General features: G+C 69.4%; 15 protein-coding genes. 6 read left to right on the plus strand and 9 right to left on the minus strand.

Features of this window, described 5'->3' with window-relative positions; genetic code table 11:
- The first annotated feature begins 147 nt into the window (after positions 1–147).
- Both AUL33_RS13735 and AUL33_RS13740 read left to right on the plus strand, forming a co-directional pair.
- On the plus strand, positions 148–1,407 hold the full coding sequence (locus tag AUL33_RS13735) for a DUF2254 domain-containing protein (protein WP_062208988.1): 1,260 nt from the start codon (positions 148–150) through the stop codon (positions 1,405–1,407).
- A gap of 188 nt (positions 1,408–1,595) precedes the next feature.
- Complete coding sequence (locus AUL33_RS13740) at positions 1,596–3,638, plus strand: methyl-accepting chemotaxis protein (protein ID WP_062208991.1); 2,043 nt, start codon at positions 1,596–1,598, stop codon at positions 3,636–3,638.
- A gap of 13 nt (positions 3,639–3,651) precedes the next feature.
- On the opposite strand, the gene AUL33_RS13745 is transcribed toward AUL33_RS13740, so the two are convergent.
- From AUL33_RS13745 to AUL33_RS13760, 4 genes are all read right to left on the minus strand, one after another.
- Positions 3,652–4,458 carry an inositol monophosphatase gene (locus AUL33_RS13745; protein WP_062208994.1) on the minus strand — a complete coding sequence of 269 codons (807 nt, stop codon included), beginning with the start codon at positions 4,456–4,458 and terminating at the stop codon, positions 3,652–3,654.
- A 98-nt stretch (positions 4,459–4,556) separates the two neighbouring features.
- The gene (locus AUL33_RS13750) at positions 4,557–5,456 is read right to left on the minus strand and encodes an ROK family protein (protein ID WP_062208997.1); all 900 of its coding nucleotides are present in this window, start codon (positions 5,454–5,456) and stop codon (positions 4,557–4,559) included.
- A 218-nt stretch (positions 5,457–5,674) separates the two neighbouring features.
- Complete coding sequence (locus AUL33_RS13755; RefSeq protein ID WP_082652583.1) at positions 5,675–7,174, minus strand: MDR family MFS transporter; 1,500 nt, start codon at positions 7,172–7,174, stop codon at positions 5,675–5,677.
- Between the two features lie 80 nt (positions 7,175–7,254).
- The gene (locus AUL33_RS13760; protein ID WP_062209000.1) at positions 7,255–7,434 is read right to left on the minus strand and encodes a hypothetical protein; all 180 of its coding nucleotides are present in this window, start codon (positions 7,432–7,434) and stop codon (positions 7,255–7,257) included.
- A 235-nt stretch (positions 7,435–7,669) separates the two neighbouring features.
- On the opposite strand from AUL33_RS13760, the gene AUL33_RS13765 reads away from it, so the two are divergent.
- Both AUL33_RS13765 and AUL33_RS13770 read left to right on the plus strand, forming a co-directional pair.
- Positions 7,670–8,293, plus strand: coding sequence for a ribonuclease D (locus tag AUL33_RS13765; protein WP_062209003.1), 624 nt, complete (start codon positions 7,670–7,672; stop codon positions 8,291–8,293).
- 199 nt (positions 8,294–8,492) lie between these two features.
- Positions 8,493–8,837, plus strand: a complete 345-nt coding sequence (locus tag AUL33_RS13770; protein ID WP_062209006.1) for an ATPase inhibitor subunit zeta — start codon at positions 8,493–8,495, stop codon at positions 8,835–8,837.
- Positions 8,838–8,911: 74 nt separating this feature from the next.
- On the opposite strand, the gene AUL33_RS13775 is transcribed toward AUL33_RS13770, so the two are convergent.
- Positions 8,912–9,508 carry an N-acetyltransferase gene (locus tag AUL33_RS13775; RefSeq protein WP_062209011.1) on the minus strand — a complete coding sequence of 199 codons (597 nt, stop codon included), beginning with the start codon at positions 9,506–9,508 and terminating at the stop codon, positions 8,912–8,914.
- A gap of 176 nt (positions 9,509–9,684) precedes the next feature.
- Between AUL33_RS13775 and AUL33_RS13780 the strand changes: the two genes are divergently transcribed.
- Entirely contained in the window at positions 9,685–9,873 is a 189-nt protein-coding gene (locus AUL33_RS13780) for a hypothetical protein (RefSeq protein WP_062209012.1), read from the plus strand.
- Between the two features lie 397 nt (positions 9,874–10,270).
- Here AUL33_RS13780 and rpsA read toward each other — a convergent pair whose 3' ends face one another.
- The 4 genes from rpsA to aroA all read right to left on the minus strand — a co-directional run bounded on the left by rpsA (position 10,271) and on the right by aroA (position 14,920).
- Positions 10,271–11,989, minus strand: a complete 1,719-nt coding sequence (rpsA, locus tag AUL33_RS13785; protein WP_062209014.1) for a 30S ribosomal protein S1 — start codon at positions 11,987–11,989, stop codon at positions 10,271–10,273.
- A 280-nt stretch (positions 11,990–12,269) separates the two neighbouring features.
- The gene (gene cmk, locus AUL33_RS13790) at positions 12,270–12,920 is read right to left on the minus strand and encodes a (d)CMP kinase (RefSeq protein ID WP_062209016.1); all 651 of its coding nucleotides are present in this window, start codon (positions 12,918–12,920) and stop codon (positions 12,270–12,272) included.
- Between the two features lie 94 nt (positions 12,921–13,014).
- Entirely contained in the window at positions 13,015–13,524 is a 510-nt protein-coding gene (locus AUL33_RS13795) for a hypothetical protein (protein ID WP_062209018.1), read from the minus strand.
- A 34-nt stretch (positions 13,525–13,558) separates the two neighbouring features.
- Positions 13,559–14,920 (minus strand): 3-phosphoshikimate 1-carboxyvinyltransferase, encoded by a 1,362-nt coding sequence (gene aroA, locus AUL33_RS13800; RefSeq protein WP_062209085.1) that lies wholly within the window; start codon positions 14,918–14,920, stop codon positions 13,559–13,561.
- Between the two features lie 395 nt (positions 14,921–15,315).
- On the opposite strand from aroA, the gene AUL33_RS13805 reads away from it, so the two are divergent.
- Positions 15,316–15,726 (plus strand): TIGR02300 family protein, encoded by a 411-nt coding sequence (locus AUL33_RS13805; RefSeq protein ID WP_062209020.1) that lies wholly within the window; start codon positions 15,316–15,318, stop codon positions 15,724–15,726.
- Positions 15,727–15,755 lie beyond the last annotated feature (29 nt).

The following is a 15,755-nucleotide window of genomic DNA, read 5'->3' on the forward strand; positions in this document are numbered from 1 at the left end:
CAGCGGCCCCGACCGGCGTCTCGCTCTCGTCATGCAACGTGCGGGTTCGAGCCGACGATCCGCCAGCCACGAGGACCAGACCGTCATGAACGACCTTCCGATCCCCAGCTCCACCGGTTTGGCTCCTACGCGGCGAGAGGTGCCGGCATGACCTCGCGCTTTCTCTGGCGGCTTCGGCAGCTCACCCGCCGCATCTGGTTCCGGGCGACCCTCTTCTCGCTGGCGGCGGTGGCGACCGCGCTCGTGGCGCTCGTCGTCACGCCCTATATTCCCAACGACCTACCGACCCAGATCGGCGCCAATGCCGTCGACAACATTCTCGGCATCATCGCCTCCTCGATGCTGACGGTGACGACCTTCTCCCTCTCCACGATGGTCGGCGCCTATTCCGCGGCGACGAGCAACGTGACGCCGCGGGCGACGAAGCTGGTGATGGAGGACACGACCACCCAGAACGTGCTGGCGACCTTCATCGGTTCGTTCCTGTTCAGCCTGGTCGGCATCGTGGCGCTGTCGACCGGGATTTACGGCGAGAGCGGGCGCGTCGTCCTGTTCGGGGTGACGATCCTCGTGATCGTCTTCATCGTGGTGACGCTGCTGCGCTGGATCGACCACCTCTCCCGGCTCGGCCGCGTGACCGAGACGACCCAGCGCGTCGAGGAGGCGGCGATCGCCTCGATGCGCGAGCGCCATCGCAGTCCCTTCCTCGGGGGCCGCGAACTGGCCGATCCCGCCTCGCAGATCCCGGCGGACGCCCGGTCCGTCTCGGTTCCCGAGATCGGCTACGTCCAGCACATCGACATGGCCGACCTCTCCGAGCTGGCGGGCGAGGCGGGGAAGATCTTCGTGCGGGCGGTGCCCGGCGACTTCATCGATCCGACGCGGCCCGTTGCCGAGTTCTCCGGGTTCGGCGACGACGGGATCGCCGATCGCATCCGCGCCTGCTTCACGATCGGCGATATCCGCTCCTACGACCAGGATCCGCGCTTCGGCGTCTCGGTTCTGACCGAGATCGCCAGCCGCGCCCTGTCGCCGGCGACGAACGATCTGGGCACGGTGATCGACGTGATCGGGCGAACGGTGCGGGTGCTCGCGGTACGGGCCGAGCCGATCGAGGGCGAGCGAGAGATCGAGCACCCCAACGTCTTCGTGCCCAGGCTCGACGTCGCCGACCTCTTCGACGACCTCTACATTCCGATCGCGCGCGATGGGGCGACGCTCGTCGAGATCGGCGTGCGCCTGCAGAAATCTCTGGCGACGCTGGCGCGCCTCGGCGCCGATGGCTTTGCCGCGCAGGCGGCGCGCCACTCGCGCCAAGCGCTGGAGCGCTTCGAGAACGGGCTGACGATCGAGGCCGACAAGGCGACCGTCCGGCGCGCCGCCGAGAGGGTGGGCCATCCTGACTGAGCGGCCGGGCAACCTTCCCGCGACCGGTACGTCAGGCCAGCCAGCCAAGTCCTTGATCGCTTGGACCCGCCGCATAGCCATGGGTTGCATTGCGGCAACACGAAACCGTCATTGCGCCTGAACTTAAGTCGCTGGCAACGTCCCTCCGGCAGTCTCTCCACCGACTGACAACCGAGAGGGATGAGCCGGTGCGCCTGACGATCAAGCTGAAACTTGCGACGGCCTTTGCCGGGGTTCTCGGTCTGATGGGGGTGGCCGGCTATTACGGGGTCCAGGGCCTCCAGTCCTCCAACGCGAACATGCAGAGCTTCGTCTCCGGCCCCTATGCGCAGACGAAGCGGCTGGCGGATGCGGCCCGGGGCATGCAGAATCTCGGCCGCAGCCTCAACCGGATGCTCGCCTCCACCGACGACGCCGAGATGGCGGAGGTGCGCGCCGGCATCGACAAGGGTCTGGCGGCGGAACTCGAGATCATCAAAGCCTACCGGGCGGATCTCGAGCCCGACATGACCGCGCTGATCTCGGCGACCGACGCGATCGCAGCCGCCATCGTCATTTGGTCCGGCATGGCCGACAAAACGATGGACCTCGTTCAGCAGAATACCATGACGCGAGCGAACGAGCTGTTTGCCGGCACCGCGTCGCCGCTTGTCGAGGAGCTGACGAAGGATTTCACCGCCATGCGCGAGGAGATCGCGACCGTGCCCGGCGCGCAGGCCCTGCGCGACTCCGCCTCGGCAGTCCGCCTCGGCCTGCAGCAGATGATGTTTCGCCTGATGGCGGCCACCGCCGAGACCGAGGCGGCGCGCCTCCAGGCCGCATCGAGCCGGTTCGAAGGCCAGTTCCAGACCTTCGAAGCCGCGATGGCGACCTATGTCGCCGCCGCCTCGGGCACGCCACTTGCCGCGGCGGCGACCGAGCAGATGGACGACTGGCGGCAGCTGAAGCCGATCGTCGAGAGGATCGCGGCGCTGGGAACCGCGAACTCGGTGCTGACGGCGAACCGGGCCTATTCGGCGGAAGGGCGCCCCTTCCTCCTCGACGTCATCCGGCAGATGGATGAACTGATCGCCGCCGAGACCACCGTGGCGGAGGGTCTCGCGGCCGACACCGAGGCCGACTTCGTCTCGACGCGCACCGTGCTGATCGCCCTCGTCGCGCTGGCGCTGCTGTTCGGCGCGGGCGCGGCCCTCTGGCTGGCCGTGTCGATCTCGCGCGGCCTGAACCTTGCCATGCGCCACGCCCGCAAGATCGGCGGCGGCGACATTTCCGAGCGCATCAAGATCCGGCAGGACGACGAGATCGGCGATCTCCTGACGACGATCTGCCAGATGCGCGTGAAGCTGAACGAGACGGTCATCGCCATCCGCGACTCCTCGATGCAGGTCGCCTCCGGCTCCTCGCAATCGGCCGCGACCGCCGAGCAACTCTCCTCGGGCTCCAGCGAGCAGGCGGCGGCATCCGAACAGGCCTCGGCGGCGATCGAGGAGATGACGGCGAACGTGCGCCAGAACGCCGACAATGCCGGCACCACCGAGAAGATCGCGATCCAGGCCTCCGCCAGCGCCCAGAAGACCGGCGTCGCGGTGGCGGCCTCGGTGGACGCCATGCGCATGATCGCCGCCAAGATCACCGTGATCCAGGAGATCGCCCGCCAGACCGACCTTCTGGCGCTCAACGCGGCGATCGAGGCGGCGCGCGCGGGAAGCCACGGCAAGGGCTTCGCGGTGGTCGCCTCCGAGGTCCGCAAGCTCGCCGAACGCAGCCAGGACGCGGCCCGCGAGATCGGGCAGCTCTCCGCGCAGACCCTCCTGACCTCGACCGATGCCGGCGAGATGCTGGACCGGCTGATGCCCGACATCGAGCGCACCGCCGAACTCGTCTCGGAGATTTCCGCCGCCTGCCGCGAGCAGTCGGTCGGCATCGACCAGATCAACCAGGCGATCCAGCAGCTCGATCAGGTGACGCAGGCCAATGCCGGCGCCGCCAACGAGATGGCCGCCACCGCCGGCCAGCTCTCGGCGGAGGCCGGTCGCCTGCAGGAGAATGCCGGCTTCTTCAAGCTCGAGCGCGACAGCGCACCCTCCACGGCCTCGAGCGAGCGCCGGGCCGGCGTCCTCGCCCTGCAGGAAAAGGTCCGCGCCTTCGGCTCGACCTATGCCGGCCGGGGCACTGCGGCCTCGGCGGCAGAGCCGGGCGAGACGCGGTCGATCGAGCGGCTTCGCGCCTGAGCCCGGTCGGCCCTCAGCGGCCGAGATAGAGGCGTTCGAGCTCGGGATAGAGTTCGGGCGAGGCGGCGAGGAGCGGGTTGCCGGACCAGAGGCCCTCGCCGCCGAGGAAGTCGCTGACCCGGCCGCCGGCGCCCTCGATCACCGCCATCGCCCCGAGGCAGTCCCACGAATTGATGTGCGGCTCAGCATAGCCGAGGAGCCGGCCGCAGGCGACATAGGCGAGCGATAGCGCGCCCGAACCGTCGCGCGTGAACATGCCGCCGGCCTCCAGAATGCGCCCGAGCGGCTCGATGAAGGCGGCCGGCGTTACGCGCGGCGAATAGCCGAGCGCCAGCAGGCCCTCGCGCACGCTCACGGCCGGGCGCACCGCGATCGGCCGACTGTTCAGCGTCGCGCCGCGGCCCGCGCCGCCCGCGAAGCGCTCCCCCCGCGCCGGGCTGTCGACGACGCCGAAGCGATTGCGCCCGCCTTCCACGAAGGCGATCGAGACGCACCAGGCGGTCATGCCGTTGACGAAGGGCTGTGTGCCGTCGATGGGATCGACCACCCAGATGCCCTGTCCTGGCGTGAATTCGGTGCGCCCGGTCTCCTCGCCGAGGAAGGCGTCGCTCGGATAAGCCGCTGCGATGCGCGAGCGGATCATCTGCTCGACCTCGACATCGGCCTCGCTTGCCATGTCCTGCAGGCCCTTGGAGCGAACGGTCAGCGTCTCCAGCCGCCGGAAGTAGGAGAGCGCGAGGTCTCCGGCTTCAGCCGCGAGGTCTTGGGCAAAGGCGAAGCGGGCGTCGAGATCGGCAGCGGTCAGGGAGGAAGCGGTCATCGGGAGCTTTCGGGCGAGATCGGTAGGAACGGGCGATGCGACGAGGCGAACGCGGGGGTCGGCCTCGAAGCGGCGGACCGGCGAAACGGAAAAGCGCGTCAGCCGTCCTTCCAGAGCCAGGCGGCACCGCGAACACCCGAGGAGTCTCCATGCCGGGACTGCGCGATCGGCGTATGGAACACGGTCGAGAACGTGTAGTGCGCCAAGCGCGGCGGCAGCGCCTCGTAGAGTTCGGGCACGTTGGACATGCCCCCGCCCATGACGAGGATGTCGGGGTCGAGCGTGTTCACCACCACCGACAGGCCGCGCGCCACGCGGTCGATGTAGCGCTGCCAGACGAGACCCGCGAGCCGGTCGCCTTCGCGCACCTTCTCCATGACGAGGCGGGCGGGCGTTTGCGTGCCGGTGTGGCGGGCGTAGTCGGCCTCGAAGGCCCGGCCCGAGACCCAGGTTTCGAGGCAGCCGTGCTTGCCGCAATAACAGGGCGTGCCCGGCAGTTCGTGGATCGTCGGGAAGGGCAGCGGATTGTGGCCCCATTCGCCGGCGCTGTTGTTGGGCCCGTGATGGGCGCGCCCGCCGACCGCGATGCCGGCCCCCGCGCCGGAACCGAGGATCACCGCGAAGACGACGTTGTGGCCGGCGCCCGCGCCGTCGACGGCCTCCGAGGCGGCGAGGCAGTCGGCATCGTTCTCGACCCGCAGCGCCCGCCCCAGCCGCTCGGTCAGGTCGCGCTCCACCGGCCGCCCGAGGAGCCAGGTGGAGCTGGCGCCCTTGCCGAGGCGCGAGTGCGGCTCGAGCGAGCCGGGAATACCGATGCCGACCGTGCCGCTTGTCCCGCACTCGGCCTCCAGCCGGGCGATGATGCCGCCGATGGCGGTGATGCAGCCGTCATAGTCGTGGCGCGGCGTGTCCTGGCGGATGCGCGCGAGCTCGCGCCCGTTGGGACTGAGCGCGATCCCCTCGATCTTCGTGCCGCCCCAGTCGATGCCGATCAGCATGCCGTCCCCTCCCCTTGGTCTTGCCGCCCGCGCCCCTCGATCGGTTCCGGGCCTCCCGCCCCGCTCCCGACCGGCCTCCCGGCGCCGCGATACCCTAGCGGCAACCCGCCCGGCGTCGTGAACGCGGGAGGATGGCCACCCCTCGCGCTTAGATCGACCGAGAGGTTCGGTCAACCGACCAGATGGGAGACCCGACCACGGGGCTTGGGGCCCGGCATTCAGTGCCCGACCGTCAGCGCATCCTCGGGCTCGGCTTTCGCCGTGGCCGGAACGCTTGCGGCATGGGCGACATGGGGCACGAGGAGAGCGGCCGCGAGCGTCGCCGCGGCGATGGCGAAGACGCCCCAGAAGGTCAGATGCAGCGAGGCTTCGAGGGCGCTGCGCGCGGCCTCGTCCACCGCCAGCGCGCCGCCGCCGTCGAGCAGCCGGCGGATCTCGTCGAAGGCCACGGCGCCGCCTTCGGCTCCCTGCAGCCCGACATTGAACACCGCCCCGAGCGCGGCGGCGCCCAGCGTGCTGCCGAGATTGCGCGAGAAGATGTTGGAGGCGGTGGCCGCGCCCCGCTCGCTCCAGCCGACGCTGCTCTGGACGATGACGATGGCGCTCGTCGACAGGAAGCCCATGCCGAAGCCCATCACCACCGAGCCCGCGGCGGCGACGAGCGGCGACATGCCGGCCGAGAGCACGAGGAAGGCGAGCGCCCCGATCGGCAGCAGCACGGCGCCGAAGAGCAGCGTCGGGCGCAGGCCGAAGCGGGCGAAGTTCTTCGCCGCGATCGTCGCACCGATCGGCCAGCCCAGCACCATCGCCGTCAGCGTGAAGCCGGCGATGAGCGCCGACTGCCCGAGCACGCCCTGCACGTACATCGGCAGGAAGGTGGTGAGGCCGATCACCGACATGCCCGAGAGCAGCGTCGCGGCGTTGACGGTGAGGAGCGTGCGGCGCGACCAGAGCTTGAGATCCATCATCGGATCGAGCGCCCGCGCCTCGCGCCAGAAGAAGGCGGCGCCGCTGACGAGGCAGAGGCCGAGCGCGGCCATCACGGTCGGCGCGCCCGACGTGCCGATCTCGGTCAGCGCCACCATCAGCGCGGCGACGGCGAGCGTGAAGAGCGCGGCGCCCGCGAAATCCAGCGAGCGCTCGCGCGGCGCCATCTCCTCGCGCAGGAAGCGGATGAAGAAGGCGGCGGCCAGGAGCCCGATCGGCAGGTTGATCCAGAAGATCCAGGACCACGAGAGATCGGCGACGATGAGCCCGCCCGCGAACGGACCGACCACCGAGGAGACGCCCCAGACGCTGGCGAGATAACCCTGGATCTTGCCGCGCTCCTCGACGCTGTAGAGATCGCCGATGACGGTGAGGCCCACCGGCTGGATCGCGCCGGCGCCGACCCCCTGCAGCAGGCGGAAGACGATGAGCGAGGGCATCGACCAGGCGAACCCGCAGAGCACCGAGCCGACGAGGAAGACCGCGATGCCGGCGAGCAGCACCGGCTTGCGGCCGAACGTGTCGGCGAGCTTGCCGAAGATCACCGTGGTGGCCGTCTGCGCCAGCAGGAAGGACGAGAACACCCAGGAATAGAGGTGGAGGTCGCCGAGCTGGCCGGCGATCTGCGGCATGGCGGTGGAGACGATCGTCGCCTCGATCGCGATCATCGCCATCGAGGCCATGACCGCGGCCAGGATCAGCGGGCGCCGTGTTCGCAGGGGCTGGTGCATGGGAAGCCGATCGGATGGTTCGGACGATCCGCCGCTGGGCCGCAATCCCGAACAGATAAGGAGACCTGACGACCGGTCTCCTACACCCGCCTGCCGGTCTTCGCCACCCGCGAAATGGCGCGGTTCGGCAGGACGGCGAGGCCGAGCGCGAAACTGGTGCCGGCACCCGATGCGAAGGCTGCCGCAAAGGGAACGCGCCGACGCGCCGGCGGTAGGGACTTCAGCGAGAACGGGGTGACTTCGCCGGTATAGGGGGTCATCGGATCGACTTTCGGGATGGTTCGAGGCGCACGATCCTGCACCGGCGCGGTTTCGCGGCGATGTCCCCGACGTTGCACCACGCCGCTGCCGCACGGCGTCGCCTTAGCGCCGGCAGGGCGCAGCGATCCCGCCGGCGGGGCGCGCTGGCCGTTTCGCCGCCAGCCCAAATCCGCTAAGCGGGCCCTGACGATCGTTCTCTCCCGCTGCCCTGTGCGGGACCATCCGGAGCCAGCCATGACCATCCGCGTCCACAAGGGCGACCTGCCCGATCTCGCCCGCTACACCGGTTCGGTGGCCATCGACACCGAGACGCTCGGGCTCGACACGCGCCGCGACCGGCTCTGCGTGGTGCAGCTTTCGCCCGGCGACGGCACCGCCGACATCGTCCAGATCGCGCGGGGCCAGCGCGAGGCGCCGAACCTCGCCGCGCTTCTCGCCGACCGCTCGAAGACGAAGATCTTCCACTACGCGCGCTTCGACGTCGCCGCGCTCTTCCACGCCTTCGGCGTGATGACCGACGGCATCTTCTGCACCAAGATCGCCTCGCGCCTGGTGCGCACCTACACCGACCGCCACGGCCTGAAGGATCTCGCCAAGGAGCTGATCGGCGTCGACCTGTCGAAGCAGCAGCAGTCCTCGGACTGGGCGGCCGAGAACCTCACCCCGGCGCAGCTCGACTATGCCGCCTCCGACGTCCTCTATCTCCACGACCTGATGGGCGTGCTCCTCAAGCGGCTTGAGCGCGAGAACCGCATGGATCTCGCCCGCGCCTCGTTCGACTACCTGCCGACCCGCGCCCGGCTCGATCTTCTCGGCTGGGACGAAGAGGACATCTTCTCGCACTCCGTCGCCCGCTGAGACGCGTCGTGGTGGCCGGGCGATCACGGAAATGCGAACGAGAAATGAAGGCAAGCCTGCCTGCATTTAAGATTTCGTTCAGACATTTTCCGCGGCTTGCATCGAATTGAACTGATTCGCGCCACGGTCCTTTGAAGGCTTTCCGTCATTCTGAACCCGTCGCAGCAATCCTGCCGCGGCGGGCTGAAGGGGACGACGCATGAGCATCGAAGACCGTCACGACATCGCCGAGCGCACGTTCCTTATGCGCGACGAACGCTCCTTCCGCGACCGGGCCCGTGCCGACCGGCAGGTCGGCCTCTGGGCCGCCACGCATCTTGGTCTCGTCGAGGAAGCCGCTGAAGCCTATGCCACCGCCGTGATGAATGCCGGCGTGGTGGCGAGCGACGGTCGCGGCGGCTTCGACAAGGTGGCCGCCGATCTCGCCGGCACCAGCTTCCACATCGAGATGATCCGCACCCAGTACGCCATCGCCATGGCGAGCCTCGCCGACCATCTCTTCGAAGGCGCCCCGCCGCGCTTTGCCGGCCTCACCGCGCACTGAACCTCGTCGCCCTGCCCGCATGCCATCGAGCCGTCCGACACCCGTTGGACGGCTCGATGCCGTTTGGGCGCCGACTACTCGAAGATCGGCACTTGCGGAGCGGCATCGCGCGGCAGCACGCCGCGTAGCCGCGGGTCGTCGGCGATCTCGATCTCCTGCCCGATCGGCGTGAAGCCGGTGCGGCGGTAGAAGTCGAGCGCCTTCGGGTGGTCGATCGTGTTCGTGTGCAGCCAGAGGCGCTCGACGCCGCGCCCGAAGGCGGTGCCGATCGCGTGGTTCATCAGGCGCCGTGCCGCGCCCGTGCCCTGCATCGCCGCCGTCACGCCGAAATACTTGATCTCGCAAGCGCCGGGGTCGGAAAAATCCAGTTCCAGAATGCCCTCATCACGCCCGCCCGCCCGGTAGGCATGGACCTGCGTGCCCGGCGCGTCGAGGATCGCGGCCAGCGCCGCCTCGTCCATGTAGAGCCGCGAGAACCAGAGATGATCGGCGCCGACGCGGCGGTAGAGGTCGAGATACTCTGGCGGCCGAACCCGGCCGAGATCCACGACCTCGCCCATGAGCGAGGCCGGCTCAGCGCGCAGCACCGGCATCGTGCGCATCTCCAGCGTCGTCGCGATCGCCGAGATCTTGCCGCGGGGGATCGTGGTGAAGCGGGGCATCTCGTCCATGGGTCTTGGCGTCTCCGATCCGGCGCGCGGCCTTGGCTCCCGCGCATGGCATAATCGCGCCATCGCTCGCAAGGGTGGCGCGCACCTTCGACCGCGAGGACACCACGATCGCAGCGGCCGGGAACGCATCGCACCGCATCCGACTTGCGACTTCGTGACCGCCAGAGGAGGACCCCGTGCCCGATACCAAACCCGACCGCACCAAACCCGACCGCAACGTCTCCCCGACCGAGGCTCAGAACACCGGCCCCGCCCATCGCACCCCGCCCGGCGGCGGTGAACCGGCCCGGCCGGGCAGCCTGGCCAAGCCCACGGATCGCCCGCTCCCGAAGGGCGGCGACGAGGCCCTGCGCGACGACCGCTGATGCGGCACGCGCGGCGGAGGGACCAGTATCTGGTTCGTCGGAGAGGAAACCCCACCGTGCGGCGACGGCGACCTTGAGGGCCCCGAGAAAATAAGCCGGAGTCGAACGCCGGCGTCCGTTAGCATGGCGGCCTCCGAATGCTTGCCTCCGCACGGTCGTCTCACAGGCGATTGGTACCAAGCACCGCTGAAGCCGCCCGAGCGGTTGGTCCGCTCGGCAATTTTGCAGATGCCCCGCCATCAAAGCCTACCAAGCATCGGAAAGCGCCGACCGCTCACGGACCTCACGCTCCACCCCCTCGACGCAAAAAGGCCCGCGACGTTTTCCGTCGCGGGCCTTCTCATGTTTCACGTGGAACGGGGGCCGCACCCGTAAGGCGCGGCCCGCCCTTCAGAGCTTACTGCTCTTCGCGGTTCTTCATGGCCGCGGCGAGGATGTCGCCGAGCGAAGCGCCGGAGTCGGTCGAGCCGTACTGGGCCACCGCTTCCTTCTCTTCCGCGATCTGCAGCGCCTTGATCGACACGCCGACGCGGCGAGCCTTCTTGTCGAACTGCGTGATGCGCACGTCGACCTTCTGGCCGACCGAGAACTTCTCGGGGCGCTGGTCGTCGCGGTCGCGGCCGAGATCGGCGCGACGGATGAAGGACGTGTACTCGGTGTCGACGATCGCGACCTCGAGGCCGCCTTCGTTCACCGCCGTGACCTCGCAGGTGACGATCGAACCGCGACGCAGTTCGCCTGCCTCGGGTGCCGATGCCGCACCGCCGGCTGCCGAGCCCTGGGCCTCGCCGCCGACCTGCTTGATGCCGAGCGAGATGCGCTCCTTGTCGACGTCGACGTCGAGGACCTGCGCCTTGACGACGTCACCCTTGTTGAACTCCTCGATGACCTGCTCGCCCGGACGCGTCCAGTCGAGGTCGGAGAGGTGGACCATGCCGTCCACGTCGCCTTCCAGGCCGATGAAGAGACCGAACTCGGTCTTGTTCTTGACTTCGCCCTCGACGAGCGTGCCCACCGGGAACATGTCGCGGAACGCTTCCCAGGGATTCTGGAGGGTCTGCTTGAGGCCGAGCGAGATACGACGCTTGACCGGATCCACCTCGAGCACGACCACTTCGACTTCCTGCGAGGTCGAGAGGATCTTGCCGGGATGGACGTTCTTCTTCGTCCAGGACATCTCGGAGACGTGGATCAGGCCTTCGATGCCCGGCTCCAGTTCGACGAACGCGCCGTAGTCCGTGATGTTCGTCACGCGTCCGGAGACCTTGACGCCCATCGGGTACTTGACGCCGATGCCTTCCCACGGATCCGCCTCGAGCTGCTTCATGCCGAGCGAGATGCGGTGGGTTTCCTGGTTGATGCGGATGATCTGCACCTTGACCGACTGGCCGATCTGCAGGATCTCGGTCGGGTGGTTGACGCGGCGCCAGGCCATGTCGGTGACGTGCAGCAGGCCGTCGATGCCACCCAGATCCACGAACGCGCCGTAGTCGGTGATGTTCTTGACGACGCCCTCGACGACCTGACCCTCTTCGAGGTTCTGGACGATCTCGGAGCGCTGCTCGGCGCGCGACTCTTCGAGGACGGTGCGGCGCGAGACGACGATGTTGCCGCGACGCTTGTCCATCTTGAGGATCTGGAAGGGCTGCGGCGTGTTCATCAGCGGGCCGACGTCGCGGATCGGGCGAATGTCGACCTGGCTGCGCGGCAGGAAGGCCACGGCGCCGTCGAGGTCGACCGTGAAGCCGCCCTTGACCTGGTTGAAGATCTGGCCCTCAACCTTTTCGTTGTTGTTGAACTTGACCTCGAGCTTGACCCAGCTCTCCTCGCGGCGCGCCTTGTCGCGCGACAGGACGGCCTCGCCCAGCGCATTCTCGATGCGCTCGACATAGACTTCGACGATATCGCCGACCTTCAGCTCGCCGCCGGTGCGGCCGCCGAATTCCTTGAGGGCGACGCGGCCCTCGACCTTCAGGCCGGCGTCGATGACGGCCATGTCCTTCTCGATCGCGACGACCGTTCCCTTGACCACGGCGCCTTCGGCGACATCGTGCTCGTGGAACGAGGCTTCGAGAAGCGACGCGAAATCATCGCGCGACATTTGTGCGTTGGACATTCGTTCTCCTTGGAACTTCCGGGCTGTGACCGGAAGCGTCGCGCCGTATCGGGTTCGCGTTTCGGGTGCCTCGGACAGGTCCTGTCCCGGATCGGCTTCGCTCGAGCGAAGCGACGGATCTCGAGGGACACGGGATACGGGGCTCATAGGAGAACCCGCGGCCCGTTTCGGCGCGGTGGACCGGCCTCTGGCGATTGTTTCCTCATCGAAACGCCGTCGTGCCGCCCACCCCACACGCTTCGAGCGAGAGGGATAGCGGCGCGCGGGGCGTTCCGTTCCCTCAGGATGCGGCTTGATCGACGATCGCGCAAGCTGCCAGGAACGCTGCCTCTATACCCAATTCGCTGGTGTCCAGCAAGCGGGCGTCGGCGGCGGGCTTCAGCGGCGAAGCGGCGCGGCCGGCGTCGCGCTCGTCGCGCTCGCGCACCTCGGCGAGGATGCGCTCGTAATCGACCGCGCGGCCCTTGGCGAGAAGTTCGTCGGTGCGCCGGCGGGCGCGCACCTGCGGGCTCGCGGTCACGAAGATCTTCACGCGCGCCTGCGGGCAGATCACCGTGCCGATGTCGCGCCCGTCGAGGACGGCCCCCTCCACCCGCGCCGCGAAGGCGCGCTGGAAGGCGTTCAGCGCGGCGCGCACGGGCGGATGCACGGCGACGCGCGAGGCGAGTTCCCCGGCCTCGCGCCCGCGCAGCACCGCCTCGTCGATAACAGAGGCGTCGAGATCGCGCGCCACCGCACCGGCCGCCTCCGGGTCGTCGAGATCGACGCCCCGGTCGGCGGCGAGCCGGCCGACGGCACGGTAGAGCAGCCCGGTGTCGAGATAGGGAAGGCCGTAATGCCCGGCGAGGCGCTTGGCGAGCGTGCCCTTGCCAGCCGCCGCCGGGCCGTCGATGGCGATGACGAGGGGCGCGATCGTCAGGGGTCGGGGCATCGGCGGGTCCTTGGCGCATCATGACGGTCGGGGACGAGATCCCCCGGCAAGCGGGATAGCGGGACAGGCCCGCGCCGTCCACATCCGGCGACGCTCAGTCCCCGCCGCCGCCGCCACCATCGCCGCCGCCATCGTCGCGTCCCTTGCCGGACCCTGCTTCGCCCGTCCCCTCGCCCGCCCCGCCGGAGCGCCGATAGCCGCGCGTGCCGAAGCGCAGCGGCTCGTCGCGGATCTCGGTGAAGCGCCCGGCGAACGCCGCGCCGACGCCGAACAGGCGACCGAGCACGAAGGGGATCGTCACGAAGAAGAGGATCGCGGCGATCGACCCGGCGAACCAGAGAAGCGACAGCGCCGTGCGGATCGTGTTGCTCTCGACGAGCCCGGCGGTGGCGGGCGAGACGCCCGAGAGGCGGTAGAGCATCGCCGGGCCGAGAATGAGCGGCACCACGAGCTTCGGCCAGGCGATGGCGGCGAGGCCGCGCGCGTCGGCATGGCCCGCGCCGCGCGCCGCGCGGTGCTGCGCGCCCGCCACCTGCCGGCCATAGACGAAGGCGAGCGGCGCGAAGAAGAGGAACGCCAGGATCGCGGCGACGAGATTGCTCAACGCCGGACCTCCCGCAGATCTCGCTGCGGGCGCCTCAGCCCGCCGGCTCCAGCACGCCGCCGAGGCCGGCCACGAGGCCTTCGAACTCGGGAAAGCTGGTGGCGATCATCGTGGCGTCGTCGACGCTCACCGGCTTGCTGCTGGCGAGACCCATGACGAGGAAGCTCATGGCGATGCGGTGGTCGAGATGCGTGGCGACCATGCCGCCGCCGAGCCCGGAGCCGTCGGGGCGGCCGGTGACGGTGAGCCAGTCCTCGCCCTCCTCGTGCTCCACGCCGTTGGCGAGCAGGCCGGCCGCCACGGCGGCGAGACGATCGGATTCCTTCACCCGCAATTCGTCGAGCCCTTCCATGCGCGTCGTGCCCTGCGCGAAGGCGGCGGCGACGGCGAGCACCGGATATTCGTCGATCATCGAGGGCGCCCGCATGGCGGGCACCCTGACGCCGCGCAGCGCGGAATGGCGCACGCGCAGGTCCGCGACGTCCTCGCCGCCGGACCGGCGCGGGTTCACGATCTCGATATCGGCACCCATTTCGCGCAGCGTCTCGATCAGTCCGGTGCGCGTCGGGTTCATCAGCGCGTTCTCGATCGTGACGTCCGAGCCCTCGACGAGAAGCGCCGCCACCACGAGGAAGGCCGCCGAGGACGGATCGCCCGGCACCACGAAGTCGGCAACGCCCTTGAGGTCGCCCTGCCCCGTCAGCGCGATCGTGCGAACGCCCTTGGCATCCGTCTCGACATGAACGCTCGCACCGAAGCCTTCGAGCATCTTCTCGGTGTGGTCGCGCGTCATCACCGGCTCGACCACGGTCGTGAGGCCCGGCGTGTTCAGGCCGGCCAGGAGCACGGCGGACTTCACCTGCGCCGAGGCCATCGGCACGCGATAGGTGATGGGCGCGGCGACGCGCGGCCCCTTGAGCGACAGCGGCAGCCGGTCGCGCGAGCGGGCGAGCACCTGCACTCCCATCTCGCGCAAGGGATCGAGCACCCGGCCCATCGGGCGGCGCGACAGCGAGGCGTCGCCGACGAAGGTCGTGGTGAAGTCGTAGGCGCCGACGAGGCCCATCGTCAGGCGCGAGCCGGTGCCGGCATTGCCGAAGTCGAGGACGCCCTCGGGTTCGAGCAGGCAGCCGTTGCCGACGCCGTCGATCACCCAAGATCCGCCGTCGCGCTCGATCGCGGCGCCCATCTGGCGCATCGCGCGGCCCGTCGCCAGCACGTCCTCGCCCTCCAGAAGGCCGGTGACGCGGGTGCGGCCCGCCGCGATGCCGCCGAACAGGAAGGCCCGGTGCGAGATCGACTTGTCGCCGGGCACCTTCACCGTGCCGCGCAGTGCAGACGCCCGGCGGCTGAGAAGCGGGCGCGGGGCGGAAGGGGTGGAGGCGTGGCCGGTCATGGAAAGGTCCTCGTCGTCATCGTCGCCATCCGCTCGCTGTCGCAGATCGGTCCCGCCTCGGGAGGCGGGCATCCAACGAGCGCTCCGCGCGGCGTGGGCGCGGCCAGCGCTCGCGGGTTCGCGACCCGCCTACAGCATCGCCCGGAAAACCGAAACGGGTTTTTGCCCGCCCCGCACCCTCGCGTGACGCTCGCCCGGCCGCGCAGGCCCGCGATTCGCGACCGCCGCCGCCCGCGCTTTGACAAGACGGGGCCGACGCCGTAAGGGACCAACCGGCTTTCAGCGGCGCCGGGCGCCGGTTCCAGCCGCCTTTTTCGCGGACGTCCCGGTCCGATCCGGCCGATCGCGACGACGCTCCCCCGGCCGCTCCCCCCGCTCCCTCACGAGGCGACCCCATGGCAAAATCTGAACTCGGCACGAAGCGCATCGACCCGGAGACGGGTCAGAAGTTCTACGATCTCAACAAGGATCCGATCGTCTCGCCCTACACCGGCAAGACCTACCCGCTGACCTTCTTCGAGACCGCGAAGGCGACGCGCGCGCGCGCCGCGGCCGTCGCCGACGAGGAGGAGGCGGAGGAGGTCGAGGTCGTCGAGGTCGCCGAGACCGACGAGGAGACGGTGTCGATCAACGAGGTCGAGGAAGACGAGGCGGGCGCCAAGACCGACCTGCCCGACGTCGACGGCGACGAGGACGACGACGTCGCCGACGAGCCCGACGACACGTTCCTCCCCGACGACGAGGATGAGGACGACGACATGACCGACATCATCGGCGGCGGGCGCGACGAAGACGACGACGTCTGAGGCCCCTGGCGGGGCGGTCCGATCCCGGC

It is taken from the genome of Aureimonas sp. AU12 (assembly GCF_001463705.1).
Lineage (GTDB): Bacteria > Pseudomonadota > Alphaproteobacteria > Rhizobiales > Rhizobiaceae > Aureimonas.